Raw genomic sequence first — 18,004 nt, 5'->3', positions numbered from 1 at the left:
AATTTAAGAAATCATGCAAAAAACCTCTAACAATCTTTCAAATTTTAAAGTTAGGCTTGATGACACCTGACTTTTTTAAGGTGTTATAAACGATAAGGACTGCTGGCCCCAGGAAAAGCCCAATAAAACCAAGCATCTTAAACCCTAAATAAAGACTGATTAACGAGGCCAATGGAGTTAACCCCATATTCGATGAATAGACCTTAGGTTCAATTGTCCTTCTTATGATAGTTATGACCAAGAATAAGATAATTAGGCCGATTCCAAGATTATGGTTTCCTTGTACCCAAACAATAATGGCCCAAGGAACAAGTACAGATCCTGTTCCCAGTATAGGAAGAATGTCCACTACAACTATTAGTAGTGTCAATAACATCGTATATTTCACATTTAACAACCATAGTCCCGTATAAGCCATGACAAACGTGAATAAACTTAACAAGATTTGAGCCTTAATGAAGCCTATTGCTGCCATACTTAAATCTTGATAAACTAGTGATATTTTTTGATATGTGGACGTTTTTAAAAAAAGAACAGCCTTTTTTCTTAACTTTGGTAATTCTAAACTGATGAGAAACAAAGCAATTAAATAAATCAAAAAATCAATGAAAAATCCAGGAACAAGTGTAACAAACTGGACCATGTCCTGAACAAAATCCTTTGTAAACCCTTCTAGCGCTTTGACCCCTTTTTCCATCGTATGTTCAATCGACTGAATGAGGTTTGGCGGCAACGTTTGAGAATATTGCTCCCATTGCCTAATAACAGGCAGAATAGCCGTCAGATACAACTCACGAATAAAACCAGGAAATTTCTCCGAATAGACAATGATCCTCTTGATTAAAACCGAAAGTAAAAAATATGTGATGCTCATGAGCCCGCCTACATATAGAATAAAAGAAATTAAAACGGCCCAAAGGCGGTGTAGTTTTAACGTTTTACTAATTAGCCGGACTAATCCATCCAAAAGAACAGCTGTTAGTAACGCCAAAATTAATGCCCATGAATAGGGAATTAAAAATAGTATAATTAAAAAGAAAAACCCCCTCCATAGCCATCGAAAAAACAAAGCAACATTCACTAAATAAACCCTCCTTGCCTTTCTTGTTTCTCCTTATATTTATGAGACAATATCACATATATTTCGCTTATACGTTTTATTTTCTCAATAAGGGGAAAAAGAGAAACAAAGAAATGGAGGGATTGACATTGGATAACAAAGATAAAGAAAAGTTTCTTGAAGAGCGTAGCGATAAATATAAGGCATTCAAAGAGAACCAAGAAAAGCAGCTAGAACGCGACCAAGTTGTCATGCCCATTGAAGATTTACCAATTGATGAAATTAAATATGAACGAGAAGAAGAACGAAATAAGAAGGAAACTAAACACCGTTCCACCAGCGAAAGATTTTAAAGAAAAAACCAGCCAATCCAAGGCTGGTTTTTTCTGCAATAATTCATGTTGTAATATACTGTAAGTGATCCCGATTGGAAGCTTATCTTTTCTGGCGGCAGCCCCTTTGAAGGAAAAACGAAGCTATAATTAACGGTATCCATTTACATAGAAAATTAAATAATAGCCCTCTTTTCATAAGGATTTTTATTTACTTCTTGATTTTAATAAAATAATTTAAAGAGGCTTTGATCACCCCTTGTCTATTTCTTTCACTATTATACTTCTCTTCCTCCCCTTACTTCCAAAAAAAAACATTGACTGAAATGAATGATTCTTTACAATAGACTTTTAAGAATTAAAGAATATAATGGATTGGTCAACCATTATAAAGGAGAATCATATGACGAACCCTACTCAATTATTTCATCAATATTTACAAGTATCCAGATCATTAGTTAGTAAAATGAATGAACAAATTACAGCCCTTGAAATTTATCATAATCAGTGGACGATCTTGAATTATTTAAAGAACTGTGGATATTCCACCATACCCGATATTTGCAATTACTTGGATGTAGATAGTGTTATCATCACACGTTCGGTCAACAGTATGGAACAGAATAATATGATTAAGCAGGTCCCTGGTAAAGATGAACAGGAAAAGCGAATTGAGCTGTCTCCCCGGGGCAAAGAAGTACATACAAAATGCCTTAAGATTGCAGAAAAGATCGAAGGAAAAGCCCTGGATGGCATAACTGAAGAAGAGCAGGACTTATTTTTCCAGACGGTCCTTAAAATCCTCAATAATATAAGAAACTAAATTGGGTGTCTTATATTATTGTGGAAGAAGTGCTAGTTATGGCCTTTTCCATTGACCTCTTTTGAGTAAGCATCGAGCTAAAGCCATGCCTTTTTTAAAAGTCGGATTCCTTCTTCGATTTCCCTTTCGGTTAAACCACCATACCCAATTAAAATAGTAGGGTCTTTTACCTTCTTTGAATGATAAACCGAAGTTGGATGGACTCTCACGCCAACACTAGCAGCCGTTTGAATGAGCTCTGACTCTGTGCTACTGTTTTTTACTTTTAACAGAACGTGTAATCCTGACTTTTCACCGATTACAGTTACAAGATCATTAAAGTTCTCTTCAATTGCATTCAGCAACACCTTATTCTTTTTACGATAAATCGTACGCATTTTATTAAGATGGCGTTCCCAATGGCCATTTTCCATAAAAAGACAGATCGTTTCTTGAATCATTCTGGAAACGGTCTGTTTGTAACCTGTTAACTTTTCATGATAAAGATTAGCTAACTCCTTTGGTAAAACCATATAGCCCACTCTAATCGTTGGAATCAACGATTTTGAAAAGGTGCCTAAGTAGATGACCCTTCCATTTGCGTCCAATCCTTGTAAGGAAGGAATGGATTTACCTGCATGACGGAATTCCCCGTCATAATCATCTTCAATAATATAACCCTTTTTTCCCTCTGCCCAATTCAATAATTCCACCCTTCTAGTTATCGGCATGATCATTCCGGAAGGAAATTGATGGGAAGGAGTGACATAGGCAACATTCGCTGCACTCTCTTTCAAAGAGTCAACACTCATTCCACTTTCATCTAATGGAATGAATGCCATATCAGCTCCCTCCAACCTCAGTACCTCCCTAACCCGATGAAAGCCTGGGTCTTCCAAGCCAAAGATCCGCTCGTTACCAAGAAGAAGCCTTAGAAGATGGATTAAATACTGTGTACCTGCACCGATTATGATTTGATCAGGAACACAGCGGACTCCTCTTGATTGAAAAAGATAGGCAGCAATCTCAGTTCGGAGACCGACTTCACCTTGAGAATCACCACTGATAAACAATTCTTTTTCCTGAAGGTACACAGTATTAATTAAACATTTTTTCCACACGGAATGCGGGAATGAGTCTATATCGACCCGTCCATGGCTGAAATCTATCTTGCTCGTTTCACGTTGAGGGAGTATCAATCTCTCAGCAACAGGCAACTGGTCCATAATAGGTAATATCCGTTCTAAATCAGCTACGTAATAGCCTTTCCTTAAAAGACTTTCCACATATCCTTCTGCTATTAACTGCTGATAAGCTGTATCTACTGTATTCAAGCCTATTCCTAAATGATCGGCAAGCTTTCGTTTAGAAGGTAATTTAATTCCAGCCTTTATTTGTCCATTCTGAATTTCCACTTTAAAATATTCATACAACTGAAGATATAACGGCTCTTTTTTTGTTTTTTCTAGAGTTATAGTGATTTCAAACATCTTGACCTCCCTTAAAACTGGTTCTATAAATTATATCAGTTCTGGTCCTTATTACAGGACCAGAATATTTTTATAATTGAGATATCAACCAACAGGAGGAAAATTATGGATTACACAGAACTAATCGGGAAACATGTGACCCTCTCCCCAATGATGGAAAATCATATTGAACCGCTTTATGCTGCTTCCCTCCCATCTGAAATTTGGGAATGGAGCGCAACAAAGATTTTGACATATGAAGAGGCTGTGTCCTATGTAAAGGAAGGAATTCGAACAAGGGAAAAAGGACTCCATTATCCCTTTGTCGTTATCGATCAAGCTAATGATTCGATTATTGGCAGCACTAGCCTAAGAAATATTCAATTTGACAATCAGACACTAGAAATCGGTTCAACTTGGTATCACCCTACCAAATGGCGGACAGCCGTTAACACAGAATGTAAGTACCTGCTTTTACAGCAAGCATTTGAAAAGTGGCGAATGAATCGAGTTGAATTTAGGACTGACGAATTGAACATAAATTCACGTGCGGCCATAATTAGGCTTGGCGCCGTTGAAGAGGGATTATTACGCATGGAGAAAAAACTGAAAGATGGACGGGTGAGAAATACCATGATTTACAGCATTCTCAAGCACGAATGGCCTATTGTGAAGCAAAAGTTGGAAGCATTTTTGGAAAAATGAGAATAGGTAAAAAGAGTGCCATTTATTTTTGGACACTCTTTTTATCCTGCTACTTTTTTTCAGATGATTCATTATGATTTCCCTCGATTTTCGTTAACGAATCCTTTTGCTTTTTCGTTGATCGAATGAATATGAATACGACAATCGCAAATAAAAGCGGCATTAGTAAAGCAAAAAGAAGATAAATCATATCCCCAAAGAACACGGCCTTTTCCTCCTAAGTACGTACAGACTTTCACCACAGCAGGCATTCCCCCGAATTTTTTACTATAGAACGCCTTTGTTATTTACTTTCCCAATCACTCGCCAATAGACTATATATCACTACATCTTAATAATGATCATAGAGCCATTGCCCTTCTCTTTTGATTCCTTCTTGGATAAATCCCAACCTCTCAGGAATAGCTCTGCTTTTGCTATTATTACGTGCAACCTCAATTTCAATTCGATTGATTTTCAAATCTGTAATGAGATGATTCACTAATGAAGCTATACATTTTGTAATAATACCCCAGCCTTGTACCTTTTCTGAAAGGAAATAACCGATACTTGTCGATTTATTTTTCCAGTCGATATAGTGCAGGTCAATCATTCCGACCAGCTTTCTATCCATTCGAATCCCTGCGTCAAATCCGTAGTTGTCTGCGTAGTTTTTCAGCCACATTATGATGATTGATTCAAAGTCTTCTGGTACTTTTCTTTTATCGACCCATAGTAACCATTTACGCAGATGTTCCCGGTTTGTATCAATCAAGTCATATAATTCTTCTTTGTGGTTCTAATAAAAGCTCGATAGATTTCCCCCTTACACAAACTCCCTTACCTTGGTTATTTTATATACTTTGTGATAAACGAATCATATCCTGGCATTGAATTCCATTTTCATATATAGCCTCTGGATAGTTCCTAATAAAAAAATCTCGATCGACCCCAGTTATTCTAAAACTACATTTTTGATAAAGGGCAAGCTGCCCTATCCCTGAATTCCCCGTACCAATCTCAATGGTTTTGTAACCTTGTGACTTAGCATAGTGAACAGCGTGCATGACTAGTTGCTTTCCAATCCCTCTTCCGTGAAGTTGTTCTACCACTGCTATGTTGACTATCTCTATTATTTCAGGTCTTATTTCTAACAAAACATACACTCCGATTATCTGCTCATCTATTTCAGCTACAAAGCACATCCCTTTTTCCAAGTATGCATCGACCAAACCCCTTGAAGGGTCGGCTAATAGCAACAAGTGCATGGGAGGTAACTCATCTGGATATAATTTTCTTATCTCCATTAGTGCTCTCCTTTTAGTTCCTCAACAAGCAGTGATATCAATTCAGATGCTGGAAGTTCCCTACTCATTTTATATCCCTGTCCTGCCCATAAAGCCATCAATTGAGGATTGTTTTTTTGTCCTGCTGCTTTTCGCATTTGCTTGGTCATATGATGAACATAAGGATACGCGGCCGGTGCATCATTATCATACTCAGTTAAAAAATGATTCACTAAACCGCGTGCCCGGCGGCCGCTGAAGGCTCGAGTAACCGCTGTTTGAGTAAAACGCGAATCATTGAGAGCTGCCTTATGAACGGGACTCGCGCCACTCTCGGGACATCGAAGAAAGGCTGTACCCAACTGTGCCGCTGTTGCCCCTGCTGCAAGTACGGCAGCGATATCCATTCCATGCATCAGCCCGCCTGCCGCAATAATCGGTAACTCCAGTTCATTTTTAATCATTCGTATTAACACTAATAGACCATAATCTTCTTCTATCCGGTTTTCAAAACTAGCTCGGTGCCCCCCTGCCTCAATACCTTGTACACATAGTACATCCGCACCTGCCCCAGCCGCCGTTTTTGCTTCATGAAGGTTGGTTACTGTTACGACAATAATGGAACCTACGCTTTGTAGCTCCCTTATTACATCTGTCTTAGGGCATCCAAACGTAAAACTAACAACAGCAGCACGCAACTCTTTTAATACGGCTAATTTATTTACCCAATCATCATCATCGCTGATTCCTTCCCCAATCAAAACCCCTACACTCTCAGCCTCTTTTTCTATTTTTTCACGATAGGCAGATAGTATCTCTTCGTCAACAACCTCTTGACTTGGTACAAAGACATTCACCCCAAATGGGTGATCCGTCAATTGACGGGTCTCCTCAATTTCTTTTTTCAGAGCTTCCGCCGTCTTATAGCCAGCCGCGAGAAAGCCTAATCCCCCTGCATTAGATACCGCAGCCGCAAGCTTAGGAGTGGAAGCCCCTCCTGCCATCGGTGCTTGAATGATAGGATATCCCACTAAATCTTTGAACATTCGATACAACTCCCTTTTCATTTTTCTACAAGCTCTTATCATTTTTACGTTTTCTTGGTATAATGATTGTCTGTAAGAGAAAAGTGTCTTAATGATCACCCTTTATATCTTGCAAATATAAAACATAGGTGGTAAATCAAAAATGGAAACAAAGCCCTATAGAGTTTTACTGTACTATTTATATGTACCAATCGAGAACCACGAGGAATTCGCAGCAGAGCATCTTGCAGCCTGTAAAGAGCTTGAATTAAAAGGCCGAATCCTAGTGGCATCAGAAGGAATCAACGGAACTGTTTCAGGTACGATTGAACAAACAAACCAATATATGGACATGATGAGAAGCGATTCCCGCTTTGCTGATATCGTGTTTAAAATAGATGAAGCAGATGGTCATGCTTTCAAAAAAATGCATGTTCGTCCGAAAAATGAACTTGTCACGCTTCGATTGGAAGATGACATCAATCCTAATCAGACAACAGGCAACTATTTGAGCCCGAAGGAATTTTTCGAGCAAATGCAAGATGAGAATACAGTCGTCCTTGATGCCAGAAATGACTACGAATATGAAATAGGTCATTTCAGAGGCGCAGTCAAGCCAGATATCACGAATTTCCGTGACCTTCCGGATTGGGTACGAGAAAACAAGCAGATGTTTGAAGGTAAAAAAATCCTTACTTATTGCACAGGTGGAATCCGCTGCGAGAAATTCTCCGGCTGGCTTGTCAAAGAAGGCTTTGAGGATGTTAGTCAGCTTCACGGCGGCATCGCAACCTACGGGAAAGACCCTGAAGTTCAAGGCGACCTTTGGGATGGTCAAATGTATGTATTCGATGAAAGAATTGCTGTTCCGATCAATCAAAAAGAACATGTCATTGTCGGTCGTGATATTTTCTCTGGCGAACCATGTGAACGCTATGTCAATTGCGCTAACCCTGAGTGCAACAAGAAAATCCTTTGCAGTGAAGAAAACGAACACAAACATATGCGCAGCTGTACTCACGAATGCCGGGTGCATCCGCGTAACCGCTATGTAGTCGAGCATAACTTATCTGAAGAAGAAGTTGCAGAAAGACTACAGAAAATTGAAGAAGCTGTAACGGCTGAATAATCAAGCAGACCCGAATCAGTGGACAATTGTCCCTATTCGGGTTTTTTTAAACTATCCTCCTATTTAATCCTCTTTTATTTTTTTCAACATGTAAATCTACATCTTGAAATTCCCCCTACTGCTTTGGCATTCAATAAACTTCCAAATTAACTATCCGAAAATGCAATCTCTTCTATTATTTCTATATCTAAATAGAAAAAACCTTTTTAAAAATCAAAAATAAAAATTTAGATCAAGAACAGCAAAAAAGACTTTTTTTGTTATAGTACAGTTTTCTTTTTTTCATAAACTTTTAAAATCGTTTTGGATTTTTCAATATAGAGGAATCAAGGACTATCCTAGAACTATAGAAGGAATTATCATAATTTTATAACTAATTAATGTTAACGCTGTAAATATAGTGAAAACTAAAAGGAGGAATTTTTCATGGTAGCAAGTCAACCGCAACCCGGATTACATACTAACTTGTCTGATACTCAACTTCAAAAACTCAACCAAATGCTCGTATTTGTTTCTCAATATAATGAGTTTTATAGAGAAAAGCTAGATAATATATCTTTTCCGATACGGTCTTCTAAAGATTTGCAAGAGCTACCCTTTACTACAAAAGCCGAATTGGTGGAAGATCAAAAGAATTTTTCTCCTCATGGAAAAAACCATACTTTCACTAAATCAGAATATGTTCGTTATCATCAGACTTCAGGAACAACAGGAATGCCATTGAAAGTTATGGATACGAAGGAAAGCTGGAGCTGGTGGGAGGATTGTTGGCTTGAAGTATTTCGATCCAGCGGTGTTACGAAAGATGATACCGTTTACCTAGCCTTCTCATTTGGACCTTTTATCGGTTTCTGGGGTGCTTTTGAAGCAGCAAAAAAATTAGGGGCATTAGTTATTACCGGAGGAAGCCAGACTTCCAAGGAAAGGCTGAATAGTCTTATTGAAAATGACGCCACTGTTCTTCTCGGCACCCCAAGCTATGCGTTACACCTTGGAGAAGTAGCAGAAAAAAATAATATCGACTTACGTGAAACGAGAATCAAAAAAATCATTACTGCAGGTGAACCAGGCGGATCGGTTCCCTCAATTAGAAAGCAAATTGAAACTATTTGGGGAGCTACTCTTTTTGACCATGTAGGCATGACTGAAATGGGCGCCTACGGGTATTCCTGCTCGGAGCATAATGGTCTTCATGTTAATGAATCAGAATTTATTGCGGAGGTAGTCAATCCAGATACGCTCAAACCTGTAGAAATTGGAGAACGAGGGGAATTGGTACTAACGAACTTAGGTCGTTTTGGATATCCACTTATTCGCTATAGAACCGGAGATATAGTTTTTCACTCTAGTGAATCCTGTCCTTGCGGGAATACTTATAAACTTCTTCCAAAGGGAATTATCGGACGCAAAGATGACATGGTAGTCATTCGCGGAATCAATATATATCCATCCTCCATTGAAGCCATTGTACGTGAATTTTCAGCAATAACTGAATACCGCATTATATATTATACTAAAAGCGGTATGGATCAAATAAAGCTGCAAATTGAAACAAAGGCAGATATCGCATCCATTTTAGCCACACATTTAAGAGCCCGTGTCGGTTTAAGAATTGATGTAGACGTCGTAGAAACAAACATCCTTCCACGTTTCGATATGAAGGCAAGGCGTGTTTTGGACGAAAGAGGTTCTATCTAAATTTTATAACAAAGTTGATTGGAGCGGAAGGTGCGAGACTCCTGCGGGAAAAGCGCGTCTAGGAGAGACCCCGCAGGCGCAAGCCGAGGAGGCTCCCGGACCGCCCGCGGAAAGCGAGTGCCCTACGTTCCAATCAACGTTCAAATTGTACAAGCCATAAAAAAACTGTAGGCAAACTCGATTTTCATCGAGTTTGTCTACAGTCTGAGACCTTCATTTCTTTGAAGGTCTTTTATCTGCAAATTAATATCGAAACCTCCAATAATTTGAAACTGCCAATTGAAAGGACAATTAGTAGAATAATGAAATACTTGTATACTTGCACTACCCTTCGCCACATAAAGTAAATATGGACATCACACTAATCAATACGCCTATTGTAATAATCATTACTCCATTAAGCCTTGCCTACATCTTCTTATCCCTAAAAGGTCTGCTCACTATAACCAATAATAAAAACTAACATCTGCTTGAACCAAACAACACATCCCAAAACAATGAGAGTAACCCCAACATTAAAAGGCGGCCTATTTGGCCGCCGATACCCTTCATACTTTCCTCTTATAATACGTAAATGATTCCATCAGCTATATTGACTGGTAAGTGTCCTTGTTCGAGAACTGCCGCCAAGCGGGCAAAGCTATTTTCTCCACTATGCCCTGCCGCTTCCTGGGCATAAGCCATTAATGCTATATAAACTGTTAATTCCACAACATTTTTCACCAATTCTTCACTAGAGTCACTAAACAATTCAAATGCCTTATCAAATGCAGCATGAAAAACTGAATCTGTCACAGCATCGACCGCTTTCTCTACATCTGTACCGTTCCCCTTTTCTTGAGCTTCATTAACAATGGTTTGATAACTATTTCCTATAAATTCATATAGTCCTGTTTTTCTGATCGCGACATCTGCATAAGTAGCTACAAATTCACCTTTAGATATCCATTCAATCTTTTCGTTTCCTAATTCATTTTGTGTAATAAATGCGTTTAATGCTTGTTCAGCTTCAAGACGTCCTTTTTCTTCACCCACATTTTCAAACCAGTTGAATTTAGAAACCTTTTGAATAAGTGTTTTAGTACGAGCTTCCCGTTCAGATCCAGACTGCTGCTCTTTTTCTTTCAACTCAGCCATCACCTGATCTCCTTTCCATTTCTAATTGTAATTGGATATATAATATTTTCAGGAAACAATCATGCGCCTATTTCCATTTTCGATTTCAGATCCTCTGGAATAGACTGTGCCTTTGGTTTATGTTCTGCTACTGATGCCCAGGCACGCAGTTCATAGCCTTCCGCGATGACGTCATTATCCCTCATAAAAGTATGGGTCAGCTTAAAAACCTTATCACGGATTTCTATAGCTTCCGTTTGAATCTGGACATCATCTTCATGAAATAAAGGGATTCGAAAGCTGCAATATGCTTCAAGTAAAGGAACCCCAATTTGATACTCTGTAAACAATTTAGATGTAGGATGGCCAAGTGTTTTGAAAAAATGATGCGTAGCTTCATCCATCCAGCTATAGAAATTAGGGTAATATACGATTCCTGCTGCATCGGTATCTCCCCATTTAACTTGAAAATCATAAGTAACTGCACTCATCTAATCACCTCTTAGATTTTTTAATTAGTATTTCGTTGTCAATTCCGGCGGACCAGATCTCGGACCATATGGACCTTCATCCAGCCAGCGTCCAATCGACGGGACAATGGTTGAAAGTGAAGCAGCCACTTCTTTTTTTCTGTTCATATAAGAAGATGATCCTTGAATGTGGTGAAGGGCCGTATTAGAGCCTTCGCGATTGTATAAACCTGCTATTCTGCGTTCATTTGCGGCATCAGCAATCGCTTGTTTCGCTTCTTCTAAATTACCTGCGTCCACTGCTTTTTTAATCCCCCTGGCTGCAATGATTGCATCAGGTACACCTGAATTCAAGCCCCGAGCACCAAATGGAGCGAATAAATGCGCTGCTTCTCCAGCAAGAAGAACACGATTGTTTTCATCAGTATAAGAACTTGATACCGCTTGGTGGAATGTATATGTGGAAACCCATGTAATAGCATCTGCGTATTTTGCATCCATGACTTTAGGGAGCCAATTTTGGACGCCTTCCTTCCCGCTGAACTCCTCAGGATCATCACCATCTAGTAGCTGCAAATCTACGCGCCAGCCACCTTTAAATGGAACATACATCACATTTCTTCCTCCCATTGCCGGGTGTTGGTAATGAAAGATCCTTTCAAGGGGAAGCGGATTTTCTTTATCTTCAATCACATCAACCACTAAGAAGGTATCTTTCGTACGAGGACCTTCAAGCTCTACGCCTATAGCCTGGCGTACAGCTGATCTCCCCCCATCAGCCGCTATGATGTAGTCCGCTTTCCAAACTTCATCAGATCCAATAAACACTTCCACTCCATTTTCACTGGTCTTAACGTCAGTTACCGGCTTATCGTAGAAGAATTCTATGCCCGCTTTAACACAAGCTTCATAAAGATATTTTTCTGCCTTTACTTGAGGTAAGCTTGTAAAAGGAGGTAATCCTTCCGTTTTTGGTGCACCATAGTTTCGTACATACACTTCTTTCCCACGGAATAACGTTCTTTTTACAGGCCAAACCACTCCATTTTCAGCAAGTTTATATCCAAGCCCCGGAGAAATATCATCTATAAGTCCAAGTGTGGCTTTATGTAGATAAATGGCACGGCTTCCTGGTCTTTGTCTATCCTTAGGCTCTCCTTCTAAAACTGCTACTTCCAGTCCTAGGTTTTTCAATGCCAACGCAGCTGTTAAGCCAACAGGGCCAGCCCCAATAACTATGCTCTGACGGTATAAATGATCCGTTTGATTCGTTTGCATCTCAATCACTCCTATTCACTTCTTATAAGGTAATAATAATTGTAAAAACGGATATAAAAAACCTCTTCGTTCCGCTATGTTGTACAAATTATAAATTATGAAAATCTTTTGATAATTAATCAATCATGATATATTGAAATATATTATTGAACGAGGTGAATACCTTTGAAAAGTTCCAGGAACTCCTCCATTGAAAATGCTTTAATCATATTAAAAAGCTTTTCAATGGATGAACCAGAGATGGGAATCACAGAAATTGCCGAAAGATGTAGCTTGGCGAAAAGCACCGTTCACCGTCTGTTAACAACTATGGCTAGTGAAGGCTTTGTTTATAAAGATCCAAATACAAACAGGTACAGCCTTGGGGTTTCAATTTTAGCCTTAACCAACACGGTCAATAGCCAGTTACCCATTTTAAAAGATTCGATGCCAATCCTTAATCTCCTTACAGAAAGAACTGGTGAATCGTCACACCTTGGAATTCTAGAAGATAAGGACATTATTTATCTACAAAAAATAGAATCCGAATTTCCTGTCGAAGTCCTGACTCATTTAGGAAAACGGAACCCACCGCATTGTACAAGCACAGGGCAGGTTATTCTTGCTTACGAGACAGAACAGGTTGTAAATGAAGTTCTATCAGGTGAATTGAAAGCGTTCACCCCATGGACATTAACACATGCAGAAGATGTTAGAAAAAAACTAATTGAAGTCAAACGCCTTGGGTACTCGGTCAGCGATCAGGAGTTCAAAAAAGGCATCATTTCTATTGGGGCTCCTGTTTTTGGCGAGCAAGGAAAAGTGATAGCATCCATTAGCATCACTGGACCAGTGGAACGTATTGGTCGACAGTCCATCCAGAAAGACTGTATAAAAGAGGCAAAAAGCGCGGCAAAAAAACTTACAGAAATAATTACAGAGCGAAAGATGAGTCATAAAACCCATTAAAAAGAAGGGGTCCAGTTATCAGCACTGGACTCCTTCTTCATGCAGTGACTCTTGTTAGAATATCAAATAATCTACATATTTGGTTTATCGTTCATCACTTATAGTAGCCAAGCATTTCTGAGATTTCCCCAGCGGCTTTACTGATTTTCTCAATAAATATAGGATACTTATCCTCAGTAATCCGGGATGTTGGGCCAATCATGGAGAGAGAAGAAACCACTGTCTCTTTATAATCATAAATCGGAGCAGCAATTCCCACAAACCCTTGATAATATTGGTCTTTTGAGATCGCATACTTCTTTACCCTAATATTTTTCAGCTCAGTTTCCAAATGAACTGGATCCGTAATCGTATAAGGAGTGAATCCATGCAGTTCATTCCTTAATACAGACCTTATTGTTTTTTCATCTTGGAACGCTAATATCGTAAGACCCTCACTGGTACAGTGAACTGGATTTCTCCGGCCAATCTGTGTTAATAGTCGTACGGGATTGGAGCACTCGGTCCGAAACAAATAGACAACATCATCATTTTCCAGTAAACAAATCTGAGCCGTTTCATCCAACTGATTCACAAGGTTTTGAACAATCGGCACAGCTTCTTTATATAAATCTTTATGACTAAAAACTACGCCTCCTAGAGTTAAAAGCGCCAAGCCCAGACGATATCGTTTAGTTCGCGGATTTTTCGATAAGAATCCTTCTTTTTCAAGTAGTTTAATATACCAGTGTGTCGTACTTATTGGCATTTCTATCATATTTGCAATTTCCGTTACACTCAACTCATTCTGGCGTTCCTTATATAACCGTAATATCTTCATCGTATTTTTAACAGATGAAAGATACGGTTCATTCATTTTTTTCTCCATATTACCCCAACCTTTACCGTAATAAAAGCTATTTTAGATTTTGAATATTCTTAGAATTTACTTCATATTGAATCACCTTGCAACACTAATTAGTGGATTTTGCTACTCTGAAAAAGTAATATTTCTCGATGTTTCGTGGAGGTGGTGCATTCTGTATTCTGTGAACTTTAAACTTTGGAGCCAAAAGAAGAAGAATAAATTACGACAAGGTTTACTGTGTTTACCCACCCCATGTGAGACGGATCCTATAAATACCATGGATTATTTATACCGCTACCATTTTCTATTTTATTCCAGTTAGAACAAAGTCTGTAGTAGAATAAGGATAAGATGCTCTTGCTTAACATTCTTTAAAAGACTGTTTCAAGAGCTTTCATTTATTAAGTTGATTAAATCCAATACTAAATTACCTTTTTTTATATTATAAAGCTACTTAATAATGGAGGAAAACAAATTGATTTTATCTGTTAATAAAATACATAAATCGTATGGTAAAGAAGAAGTATTGAAAGGCATTTCGTTTGAACTAAACAATCCTGACATTGTGGCTCTCGTTGGTCCAAATGGTTCTGGAAAATCGACCCTTCTAAACATTATTAATAACTTGTTACAAGCAGATAAAGGCAAAATCACGATTCTTGGAGAAAATAACAAAAATCCGGAAATATTCAAGAAAATTTCGTTTATGCAGGATAACTCTGTTCTTTATGATTATTTAACGGGATATGATCATCTACAATTTATCGGGGATGTGCAAGGAATCTCAAAAAAACAGATTTTAGAAACAGCTGAAAGAATTGGGATAGCTGGCTATTTGAATAAAAAGACCGGAAACTATTCGCTCGGAATGAAGCAACATTTATTACTGGCGATGGCCATTATCAATCATCCTAAATTGCTTATCCTTGACGAGCCATTGAATGGTCTCGACCCAACCAGTGCAATCAAGGTCCGTGAGCTTTTATTACAGCTGGCCGAACAAGGCACAGCCATTCTTTTATCGTCACATAATTTAGCGGAAATTGACAGGGTTACTACCAATATCTTGTTTCTGAAAAATGGTGTACTCATCCAAGAAGGCCTTTCTGCACACAAACAAGTGTGGTATGAAATTAAAGTGATGGATGCTGAAAGGGCAGAACTTGTCTTACGTGAAGCTAAAATAACAACTAATTTTAAAGGAAGTAGACTTTACATCTGTTTAAAAGATGAAACCTTGAACTTTATTTTCGAAATATTAAAACTACATAACATAGTCGTCTTGGATATTGAAAAGAAAATTTTAGGTACTGAGGAACGATATAAGAAAATATTCTTTAGTAGCGATGGTGTGACATGAAGACCTTTCTATTTGAACTGAAAAAAATTGGGCGCCAAAAAAAGCTTCTTTGGCTGTTCATTATTATTTTATTCTGTATAAGTGGACTTTTTATCCAAAATCATCAAAAGCAGTCGACAATGTCAGAGCGTGCCTCTAAAGCTATCAAACCTTATATCGCAGATAGTGACACAAGCTATAGGATTTTAAAAGAGATTGAAATGGAAGGTTCTCTTACTGATGTGCAAAAAGAGCAGCTAGAAGAAGTGATTGGGCTTGGAAAAGCATTAGTGGATTGGAAAGATGCTATCTATAATAAACAATGGGATAAAATACCGATAATTGAGCGCGAATTTCTGAAGCATGTGCAACAGTATGTTACACATGGTGGCGAATTTGAATCCTTGGAAGGAATCGAACTCGAAACGGCAATGAAGAAAAATGATTGGCTTTTGAATCATGATCTTCCATATATGGATGAAGCTTTTCCGGTAACACCCGCATTATTCGTAAAAGAAAATGTTTCGCTTTTTTGGGGGGCAGGAGCTATCTTCCTTTTATTATTATTTTTTGGAAATATTATAGCAACTGAAAAAGAGAATCATACCTGGCGCACCTTAACAACCCAGCCGATTCCTAAGGGGAATATAATTGTAGTTAAATATATCAGCTTGCTTTTTTTGGTGTTGATATTCTTAGTGATGATTCTCAGTATATGCATCATTATTCCATTTATTTTTGGAGAGCGAGTATTTAATTTTCAGTATCCTCAATAGTTTCTACGGGTAAAGCGTTTAGCTATATTTCGACGACAAGTTATGTTTTAAGAGCATGCATGTTCTTTAGTAGTGCTTGTCTATTTACTTTTGCAGTTGTGACTCTATTAAGCAGTTGGCTAAAGAACTCGTTTACTTTGATACTGTCGACTTGTTTTATCTTAGTGGTTGGCTATTTCATAACAGATAATCATGCGTTTTTCCAAAATGCATGGAATCCCTATCAAGTTTTTCATTTCAAGGCATTGCTTGCTGAAATTCCTAAAAGTATGGATTGGCTGTATCTTCTATCTGCTCTGATTTGGAGTGTCGGCTTTGTAGGAATATCCATAATTTTCAATGGAAAAGATACTGGTTTGTTCAATTTTTCGGGCCATAAGAAACCATTTCGGAATGGACAAACAAAAAGCAACGTTCAATCTATTCGGGCAATTTCAGTTTTTGAATTTCGAAAAGCACGTCGTAGAGGTTTATTGAAGCAGGTAAACTTGTTATTTTCATTTTTAATAGTCTTAGGGTATTTTTTTCTGGCCGGGGAAACGGAAGATAAAGAAAAGGAGTACTTTAAACGATTGCATGATGAGGCACAGCAAGTAGAAATGTATCTTTTACCCACGGTAAAGGAGAGTATTGCTACGTTGGAAAAAGAACAACAAGCGGAAGATATCCATCTGGATTTCTTGAAAAAAACAGAAGCTTACGGTACTAAAATGATAGAAAAGAATAAAGAATCAATCGCTTCTTATGAACAAGGAGATTGGCGTCCTTTGGTTGACTACCAACTTTTTAAAAATCGGGCTGCCAACGGAGATATTGACACTGGACAATTGGTAATAGATTATAAAACGGAGCTAGGTCGATTTTCAATTGATGCCAGTGTTGCTGAAAAAGAATGGCTGATTGAACTTGATATTCGTCCGATTTTTTCCGGAGAATATGTTCGAACGATATTTTGGGATGGGGACCTAAAAAATGATGTACTGAAAGCCAATCAAAAAATTGATAATAGTGGTCTTTATTCTCTTTATTACTTTTTTGAAAATTATTTATACCTTATATTAATATTTCCATTTTTATTTTTGTTTGGTTCAGGATTGGCTGGGGAAAGAGGTAAGAAGTATACCTTGAATTTTTTAAAAACTCAGCCTATTAAAGAGAGGGATATTTCAGCAGGGAAAACGCTAACTGCTGTCATTCTTTCTATGGTAAGCTGTGCAACATTATGCTTGTTCGTAGTTTTAATAGGTACACTTTTTAATCGCTTCGGTGATTTGAAATATCCGGTTTTATACTATGATCACCCAAGCATTGTTGAATCAGTATCCTATACAGGGCATGTATCTAAAAACGGTGGCTTTCACTTTCTAGCTTTAGGGAATTATTTATGGGAAAGTATGTTTCTATTGTTCCTTATTTTACTGTTGATACTTGTTTTATCAAACTTTCTATCCATCTTTTTAAAGAATGCATTCACTATTTTTATAACGACAATCGTAATTATTACATTAGGATTCTTAGTCAGCACCAAAATGCTAACGGATTATTCTTACCTATCCCCTTTTACATATTTTGATATACCCAAAGTGGTTAACGGGGAGTTAGCTATGGTGCTGAATCAACCCGGCATACATGTTCAAACTGGCTTTTATGTACTTATTGCTTCAACGGTCAGCATATTGATAGCTGGATATCTATCATATCCAAGGAGACAATAATTGTCCCTTCAAAATAAGTTATTAGTTTTA

General features: G+C 38.0%; 18 protein-coding genes and 1 pseudogene. 9 read left to right on the top strand and 10 right to left on the bottom strand.

Annotated elements, in window-relative coordinates; all coding sequences use genetic code 11:
- Positions 1 to 37 precede the first annotated feature (37 nt).
- Entirely contained in the window at positions 38 to 1,081 is a 1,044-nt protein-coding gene (gene ytvI, locus ACQKMR_RS19255; protein WP_427698751.1) for a sporulation integral membrane protein YtvI, read from the bottom strand.
- Between the two features lie 128 nt (positions 1,082 to 1,209).
- Between ytvI and ACQKMR_RS19250 the strand changes: the two genes are divergently transcribed.
- Complete coding sequence (locus ACQKMR_RS19250; RefSeq protein WP_427698750.1) at positions 1,210 to 1,413, top strand: hypothetical protein; 204 nt, start codon at positions 1,210 to 1,212, stop codon at positions 1,411 to 1,413.
- Positions 1,414 to 1,795: 382 nt separating this feature from the next.
- Positions 1,796 to 2,215, top strand: a complete 420-nt coding sequence (locus ACQKMR_RS19245) for a MarR family winged helix-turn-helix transcriptional regulator (RefSeq protein ID WP_427698749.1) — start codon at positions 1,796 to 1,798, stop codon at positions 2,213 to 2,215.
- A gap of 77 nt (positions 2,216 to 2,292) precedes the next feature.
- Here the strand turns inward: ACQKMR_RS19245 and ACQKMR_RS19240 are convergent, their stop codons facing one another.
- Positions 2,293 to 3,684 (bottom strand): PLP-dependent aminotransferase family protein, encoded by a 1,392-nt coding sequence (locus ACQKMR_RS19240; protein WP_427698748.1) that lies wholly within the window; start codon positions 3,682 to 3,684, stop codon positions 2,293 to 2,295.
- 105 nt (positions 3,685 to 3,789) lie between these two features.
- Between ACQKMR_RS19240 and ACQKMR_RS19235 the strand changes: the two genes are divergently transcribed.
- Positions 3,790 to 4,368 (top strand): GNAT family N-acetyltransferase, encoded by a 579-nt coding sequence (locus ACQKMR_RS19235; protein WP_427698747.1) that lies wholly within the window; start codon positions 3,790 to 3,792, stop codon positions 4,366 to 4,368.
- Positions 4,369 to 4,417: 49 nt separating this feature from the next.
- Here the strand turns inward: ACQKMR_RS19235 and ACQKMR_RS19230 are convergent, their stop codons facing one another.
- From ACQKMR_RS19230 to ACQKMR_RS19215, 4 genes and pseudogenes are all read right to left on the bottom strand, one after another.
- Positions 4,418 to 4,573, bottom strand: a complete 156-nt coding sequence (locus ACQKMR_RS19230) for a hypothetical protein (RefSeq protein ID WP_427698746.1) — start codon at positions 4,571 to 4,573, stop codon at positions 4,418 to 4,420.
- A 126-nt stretch (positions 4,574 to 4,699) separates the two neighbouring features.
- A pseudogene (locus ACQKMR_RS19225) lies at positions 4,700 to 5,146 on the bottom strand (GNAT family N-acetyltransferase); the annotation flags it as partial.
- Positions 5,147 to 5,201: 55 nt separating this feature from the next.
- Entirely contained in the window at positions 5,202 to 5,654 is a 453-nt protein-coding gene (locus ACQKMR_RS19220) for a GNAT family N-acetyltransferase (RefSeq protein WP_427698745.1), read from the bottom strand.
- Positions 5,654 to 6,679 (bottom strand): nitronate monooxygenase, encoded by a 1,026-nt coding sequence (locus tag ACQKMR_RS19215; RefSeq protein WP_427698744.1) that lies wholly within the window; start codon positions 6,677 to 6,679, stop codon positions 5,654 to 5,656. Before ACQKMR_RS19215 ends, ACQKMR_RS19220 begins: the two co-directional genes overlap by 1 nt.
- A gap of 142 nt (positions 6,680 to 6,821) precedes the next feature.
- On the opposite strand from ACQKMR_RS19215, the gene ACQKMR_RS19210 reads away from it, so the two are divergent.
- Both ACQKMR_RS19210 and ACQKMR_RS19205 read left to right on the top strand, forming a co-directional pair.
- On the top strand, positions 6,822 to 7,787 hold the full coding sequence (locus tag ACQKMR_RS19210) for a rhodanese-related sulfurtransferase (RefSeq protein WP_427698743.1): 966 nt from the start codon (positions 6,822 to 6,824) through the stop codon (positions 7,785 to 7,787).
- 426 nt (positions 7,788 to 8,213) lie between these two features.
- Positions 8,214 to 9,485, top strand: coding sequence for a phenylacetate--CoA ligase family protein (locus tag ACQKMR_RS19205; RefSeq protein WP_427698742.1), 1,272 nt, complete (start codon positions 8,214 to 8,216; stop codon positions 9,483 to 9,485).
- Positions 9,486 to 10,046: 561 nt separating this feature from the next.
- Here ACQKMR_RS19205 and ACQKMR_RS19200 read toward each other — a convergent pair.
- The 3 genes from ACQKMR_RS19200 to ACQKMR_RS19190 are packed head-to-tail and all read right to left on the bottom strand — an operon-like array spanning position 10,047 to position 12,349.
- Entirely contained in the window at positions 10,047 to 10,622 is a 576-nt protein-coding gene (locus ACQKMR_RS19200; protein WP_427698741.1) for a hypothetical protein, read from the bottom strand.
- A 59-nt stretch (positions 10,623 to 10,681) separates the two neighbouring features.
- Positions 10,682 to 11,092: an acyl-CoA thioesterase gene (locus ACQKMR_RS19195; RefSeq protein ID WP_427698740.1), complete on the bottom strand. Its 411-nt coding sequence runs from the start codon at positions 11,090 to 11,092 to the stop codon at positions 10,682 to 10,684.
- 24 nt (positions 11,093 to 11,116) lie between these two features.
- A complete protein-coding gene (locus ACQKMR_RS19190; RefSeq protein ID WP_427698739.1) occupies positions 11,117 to 12,349 on the bottom strand; it encodes an FAD-dependent monooxygenase in 1,233 nt (410 codons plus the stop codon).
- Positions 12,350 to 12,514: 165 nt separating this feature from the next.
- Here ACQKMR_RS19190 and ACQKMR_RS19185 point away from each other — a divergent pair, with 165 nt between their 5' ends.
- The gene (locus ACQKMR_RS19185) at positions 12,515 to 13,297 is read left to right on the top strand and encodes an IclR family transcriptional regulator (RefSeq protein WP_427698738.1); all 783 of its coding nucleotides are present in this window, start codon (positions 12,515 to 12,517) and stop codon (positions 13,295 to 13,297) included.
- A gap of 94 nt (positions 13,298 to 13,391) precedes the next feature.
- Here the strand turns inward: ACQKMR_RS19185 and ACQKMR_RS19180 are convergent, their stop codons facing one another.
- Entirely contained in the window at positions 13,392 to 14,165 is a 774-nt protein-coding gene (locus ACQKMR_RS19180) for an IclR family transcriptional regulator (protein ID WP_427698737.1), read from the bottom strand.
- Between the two features lie 454 nt (positions 14,166 to 14,619).
- On the opposite strand from ACQKMR_RS19180, the gene ACQKMR_RS19175 reads away from it, so the two are divergent.
- From ACQKMR_RS19175 to ACQKMR_RS19165, 3 genes are read left to right on the top strand one after another with little or no spacing between them, the layout of a single operon-like run.
- Positions 14,620 to 15,504 (top strand): ABC transporter ATP-binding protein, encoded by an 885-nt coding sequence (locus ACQKMR_RS19175; protein WP_427698736.1) that lies wholly within the window; start codon positions 14,620 to 14,622, stop codon positions 15,502 to 15,504.
- Positions 15,501 to 16,259 carry an ABC transporter permease gene (locus ACQKMR_RS19170; protein ID WP_427698735.1) on the top strand — a complete coding sequence of 253 codons (759 nt, stop codon included), beginning with the start codon at positions 15,501 to 15,503 and terminating at the stop codon, positions 16,257 to 16,259. The genes ACQKMR_RS19175 and ACQKMR_RS19170 overlap by 4 nt, the downstream gene beginning before the upstream one ends.
- A gap of 59 nt (positions 16,260 to 16,318) precedes the next feature.
- The gene (locus ACQKMR_RS19165) at positions 16,319 to 17,974 is read left to right on the top strand and encodes a hypothetical protein (protein WP_427698734.1); all 1,656 of its coding nucleotides are present in this window, start codon (positions 16,319 to 16,321) and stop codon (positions 17,972 to 17,974) included.
- Positions 17,975 to 18,004: the final 30 nt, after the last annotated feature.

The sequence above is a fragment of the Peribacillus sp. NPDC096540 genome (assembly GCF_050278525.1).
Taxonomy (GTDB): Bacteria; Bacillota; Bacilli; order Bacillales; family DSM-1321; genus Peribacillus.
Note: the sequence above shows the minus strand (reverse complement) of the source record. Positions and strands in the feature narration are given on the sequence as shown.

Coding starts and splice junctions, on each gene's coding strand:
- ACQKMR_RS19215 (WP_427698744.1), bottom strand. CDS start 6,679: ATGTTCAAAGATTTAGTGGGATATCCTATCATTCAAGCACCGATGGCA.
- ACQKMR_RS19180 (WP_427698737.1), bottom strand. CDS start 14,165: ATGGAGAAAAAAATGAATGAACCGTATCTTTCATCTGTTAAAAATACG.
- ACQKMR_RS19210 (WP_427698743.1), top strand. CDS start 6,822: ATGGAAACAAAGCCCTATAGAGTTTTACTGTACTATTTATATGTACCA.
- ACQKMR_RS19190 (WP_427698739.1), bottom strand. CDS start 12,349: ATGCAAACGAATCAAACGGATCATTTATACCGTCAGAGCATAGTTATT.
- ACQKMR_RS19170 (WP_427698735.1), top strand. CDS start 15,501: ATGAAGACCTTTCTATTTGAACTGAAAAAAATTGGGCGCCAAAAAAAG.
- ACQKMR_RS19200 (WP_427698741.1), bottom strand. CDS start 10,622: ATGGCTGAGTTGAAAGAAAAAGAGCAGCAGTCTGGATCTGAACGGGAA.
- ACQKMR_RS19245 (WP_427698749.1), top strand. CDS start 1,796: ATGACGAACCCTACTCAATTATTTCATCAATATTTACAAGTATCCAGA.
- ACQKMR_RS19220 (WP_427698745.1), bottom strand. CDS start 5,654: ATGGAGATAAGAAAATTATATCCAGATGAGTTACCTCCCATGCACTTG.
- ACQKMR_RS19205 (WP_427698742.1), top strand. CDS start 8,214: ATGGTAGCAAGTCAACCGCAACCCGGATTACATACTAACTTGTCTGAT.
- ACQKMR_RS19240 (WP_427698748.1), bottom strand. CDS start 3,684: ATGTTTGAAATCACTATAACTCTAGAAAAAACAAAAAAAGAGCCGTTA.
- ACQKMR_RS19165 (WP_427698734.1), top strand. CDS start 16,319: ATGTTCTTTAGTAGTGCTTGTCTATTTACTTTTGCAGTTGTGACTCTA.
- ACQKMR_RS19195 (WP_427698740.1), bottom strand. CDS start 11,092: ATGAGTGCAGTTACTTATGATTTTCAAGTTAAATGGGGAGATACCGAT.
- ACQKMR_RS19235 (WP_427698747.1), top strand. CDS start 3,790: ATGGATTACACAGAACTAATCGGGAAACATGTGACCCTCTCCCCAATG.